Annotated in this window: 5 protein-coding genes; all 5 read left to right on the top strand. The window is 70.2% G+C overall.

Translation table 11 applies throughout. From position 1 onward, the window contains the following. On the top strand, nucleotides 1-396 hold a 396-nt coding region (locus ACLEQD_RS37830; protein ID WP_410390718.1), incomplete at its 5' end, for an AMIN domain-containing protein. 51 nt (nucleotides 397-447) lie between these two features. Beyond that, a complete protein-coding gene (locus tag ACLEQD_RS37835; protein WP_410390719.1) occupies nucleotides 448-2709 on the top strand; it encodes an LPS-assembly protein LptD in 2262 nt (753 codons plus the stop codon). Beyond that, nucleotides 2604-3119, top strand: coding sequence for a hypothetical protein (locus ACLEQD_RS37840; protein ID WP_410390720.1), 516 nt, complete (start codon nucleotides 2604-2606; stop codon nucleotides 3117-3119). The genes ACLEQD_RS37835 and ACLEQD_RS37840 overlap by 106 nt, the downstream gene beginning before the upstream one ends. Nucleotides 3120-3190: 71 nt before the next feature. Next, entirely contained in the window at nucleotides 3191-3541 is a 351-nt protein-coding gene (locus tag ACLEQD_RS37845) for a helix-turn-helix domain-containing protein (RefSeq protein WP_014398120.1), read from the top strand. A gap of 152 nt (nucleotides 3542-3693) precedes the next feature. After that, nucleotides 3694-4427 (top strand): TetR/AcrR family transcriptional regulator (locus ACLEQD_RS37850; protein WP_410390721.1); only part of this gene is annotated, 734 nt, incomplete at its 3' end.

A 4427-nucleotide genomic window follows, 5' to 3' on the forward strand; every position in this document is an offset into this window, starting at 1 on the left:
CGCGCCCGTCCCAGCCAGGGCAGCGCCGCGGCCAGGTCGCGCGAGAGCGGCGGGGGCGCGGTGTCTTCGCGCCGCAAGACGATGACGCTGGTGGGCTTCCAGCAGCAGCCGGACAGCTCCCGCGTGTTCGTGCGCACCAACGAGCCGGTGCGCTACTCGGTGAGCGACTCCGGCAACCAGGTGGTCCTGGAGCTGGAGAACACGCGCGTGGTGGAGTCCAACAACACGCTGCCCCTGGACACGCACTTCTTCCCGTCGGCCGTGTCGCGGGTGGAGGCCTTCTCCGGGGCGGGCAACACGGTGCGCGTCGTCATCCAGCTGAAGCAGGGGGTTCGTTATGAGACACGCCAGGAAGGCGGCCTCATCACCCTCGACTTCCCGCGCCCGGGCCGGTAGGACGGGCAGGGCGCCGTTGCCGGCACGGCGCCCACCGCCCACGCCTCCCGCATGACCTTCCTTGCTCCGGTCGCCCTGACGCTCTGGGTGGCGGCCCAGATTCCGCTGGCCACGCAGGTGGAGCTGCCCACCGGCGAGACCGTGGAGCTGGCGGCCGACTACGTCGTCTACGAAAACGACGTCCTCACCGCCCGGGGCCACTGCGAATTGCGCAGCGGCCCCAACGTGCTGCGCGCGGACGAGGTGACGTACAGCGAGGCCACGCAGGTGGCCACCGCCACCGGCAACGTGATGTTCGTCAGCGGCCTGATGGCCGCCATCGCGGACGACGTGCGCGTGGACCTGCGCTCCAACGAGGCCAGCGTGAAGGGCGGCCTCTTCATGCAGAAGAAGGGCGTCACCCCCGAAGCGCTCCAGGCCGCCAAGACGCCGGACGAATTGCGCAAGCTGGGGGAGACCCCCGTCCTCATGAGTGGCACGCGCATCCGCCGCACGGGGGAGACGGCCTTCTCCGTGGACGGCCTGGCCTTCACCCCGTGCCAGTGCGGCCCCGGGGAGCCTGGCTGGCGCGTGGAGGCGAAGGAGGCCAACGTGAAGATGGGCGAGCGCGCCATCCTCACCTGGCCCGTGGTGTACGTGCGCTCGGTGCCGGTGTTCGCGCTGCCGTGGCTGTACCTGCCCCTGGCCGAGCGCCGCTCCGGCCTGCTCATCCCCCGGCCGTCCAACTCCGGCCTCAACGGCTTCGCGCTGGACGCGCCCGTCTTCGTCACGCTGGGGGAGAGCTACGACCTGACGTTCACCCCGGGCATCATCACGGGCGGCGGCGACATCGACGGGCCCCGCAAGAACGAGGATGACTCCTTCATCAAGGAGCCCCGGCCCAATGGCGTGAAAGGACCGCGGCTGCTCACCGAGTTCCGCTACGTCCCCAGCGACCGCACGCGCGGCCGGGCCACGCTGGGCTTCCTGTACGACCTGCGGCCCCGGCTCAACCCCACCACCTTCGCCTTCTTCCGCGAGCGGGGGGATCCGGTCGGCGCCATCCTTGACGTGAAGCGCGGCCTGCGGGGCGAGGCCTCCTGGCAGCACACGCAGGACCTGGGCGACGGCTGGCATGACCGGGTGGACGCGTACTTCGTGTCGGACGGCTTCTACACGCGCGACCTCACCGCCGACCTGCTGGTGCAGAACTACAACTACCTGCGCAGCACCGCCGTCGTGTACCAGCGCAAGGACGACCGCTACCTGGGGCTGGACGTGTCGCTGCGCCAGGACCTGCGCTACCCCTTCCGCTTCTTCCAGACGAACACCATCCCCGCCGAGGCCACGCCGGACAACGTCGCCACCAACCCCCACGGCCCGACGACGTTCCAGCGCCTCCCGGGCCTCACCCTGGCCCTGCCGCAGCGGCCCCTCTTCGGCGGGCGCGTGGTGGGCGGGCTCCACGTGGAGTACAGCCGGCTGGCGCCCCTGCGCAGCGGAGGCTTCGCGGACGACGGCTTCGACGGGCTCTTCGCGCCCCTGCGCCTGTTCCGCCCGGAGGGCTACCCGCTGGAGTACAACTACTTCGCGCTGCCCCAGGACACGCTGGAGGGCAACGGCCGCCTGGACCCCATGGAGCGCGAGGGCCGCGACCGCGTGCTGCTGTCCCCGAGCCTGTCCACGTCCTACGGGCTGGGCACGTGGGGCCGGCTGACGCCTTCCGTGGGGCTGCGCCAGGCCGTGTCCGTGGGCGAGGTCTCCGGCCGCACCGCCTCGCGCGGCTACCCGCTGGCGGACCTGGTGCTGGACTCGCAGCTGGCGCGCACCTTCAAGGACGGCGACACGCTCTACCGCCACACGCTGGCCCCGTCGGTGAACCTGCGCTTCGTGCCCGGCGGCTGGGGCGCGGGGCTCACCGCCCTGAAGTCCAACGGCTCCGGCACGCTGCCCCTCATCTACGACGAGTGGGACTCCGCGGTGCCGCTCAAGTCCGACGGCCGCGTGCGCGGCTTCCTCCACGCCGTGGTCGCCGTGGACCAGACGCTGCGCGTCCGCAAGGGGCCCACCACCCGCGAACCGCTGCGCCTGCGCATCGGCCAGGGCTTCGACTTGTCCCGCATCGCGCCCGTGGCGGGCCGGGACACGGTGCAGGGCAGCGTGCTGCGCGACACCTTCGCGCGCCTGTCCGCCAGCGCCGGCGTCCTCACCGCGGGCGCGTCGTCCGCATGGACCCCACGACGCGAGACATCACCCAGCTGTCCGCGGACTTCACCATCGACAACGGCAAGGGCAACGCGCTGTACGCGCGCTACGACGACCTGCTGGCCGTGAAACAATTGTCAATTGATCGTGGGTTGGATCCCCTGGCACAGGGACCTGATTTCGTACGGCGCGGCGTGGACATGCTGGTGGGAGACGCACCTCGTCCCCTGCCGTCCCACAACGATCAACTCGACCCCTCTCCGACCGAGCGGGCACAGGCTCTCACTGCCGGTACGCGAATCAAACTCGGATTCGGGCTCGGATTGCGATACGAAGCGTTGGTGCAACCGCTTTATAAGGACTTGATTACCCAGGAAAGTCAGCCCCTTGCACAGCAGACCTTTGGCGTGTCCTACGGACCCGCCTGTGACTGCTGGCGCATCGAGGGGGTGGTGATCCTGCGGCGCAATCAGTCGCCGGAATTCGCCGGCGTGAATCTGAGTGTGGCCGGTTTCGGGTCCTTCGGGTCGGGAGGGTAGGAATCACCCGCCGTACGCGAGCGTTGCACTCACCTCGAAACATCCCCCAGAGGACAGAGGAGAAGTACTTCGTGTCGGATCTCGGAAAAAGAATTGGTCAGCGCATTCGCGAGCTTCGCACGCAGCGCCCGGAGCGATGGACGCAGGAGGAGCTCGCGGAGCGTGCGCAGATCAGCGTGTCCTTCCTGTCGATGATCGAGCGCGGCGAGCGTGTGCCTCATGTGGAGACCCTGGCGGCGCTTTCCAACGCCCTCAGCGTCAGCCTCGGTGAGCTCTTCACGGGCACCGAGCAGACCCCTGCCCAGACGGAGGACCTGCTGCGTCCCCTGTCGGATTTCGCCCGGGCGCGTGGCCTGAATGCTCGCGACGTGGACCGCCTGCTCGGCGTGGCCCGCGTGATGTTCAACGGCTCGGCGGCCTGATACCCCTCCCGGGGAGGGACTTCCCCGCGTGTGCCCCTTCCGCCCGCCTCCCCCTCGGCGAGGCGGAGGGCCCCACGTAAGGATTGACCCCGGGGCCCCGCGTCCGTAGCGTGGCTGGCTGATTCTCGAATCAACCAGCCGTGGGAGGATGCGTGGGCCAGCAGAAGACGGCGCCAGAGAACGGGACGCGGGAGAGCGAACGCCGCCGCACCATCCTGCGGGCCGCCATCGACGTGTTCGCCCGCAAGGGCTACCACGGCTGCCGCATCGCGGACGTCGCCAAGGAGGCGGGCGTCGCGTACGGGCTCGTCTACCACTACTTCAAGAACAAGGACGAGCTGCTGGAGACCGTCTTCGAGACGGGCTGGAGCGGCTTCATCGCGCGCGCGCGCGCCGTCGCCGAGAGCGAGGGGCCGCTGGTGGAGAAGGTCCGCCGCATCGCGGACGTGGCCTTCGAGGCCTACCGCGTGGACCCCCGCGCGGTGAAGGTGCTCATCCTGGAGATTGCCCGTTCCCCGGCCGGCGCCCGCATCAACCGGCAGACGGCCTTCGTGGACGTCATCCGCCTGAGCGCGCAGATGTTCACCCACGCGAAGGAGGCGGGGGAGCTGCGCCCGGACGTGGATCCGCTGCTCGCGTCCGCGCTGCTCTTCGGCTCCATCGAGATGGGGCTGACCGCGTTCGTCGTGGGGCTGGCGGACGCGCGCGACGCGGCGATGCTCGAGCGCGCCAAGGCGCAGATCGCCGACTCCTTCCTCCACGGCGTGCTGCTGGCAGGAGCGTCCCCCAAGGCCGAGCCCGCGAAGCACGAGTCGGCGAAGCACGAGCTCGCGAAGGGCGAGGCCGCGCCGGACGTGGCCCCGCCGAAGCGGCAGAAGGCCGCGCC

Origin of the sequence: Corallococcus sp. 4LFB (assembly GCF_046520365.1) — a bacterium.
In the GTDB taxonomy this organism is placed as follows: Bacteria; Myxococcota; Myxococcia; order Myxococcales; family Myxococcaceae; genus Corallococcus; species Corallococcus caeni.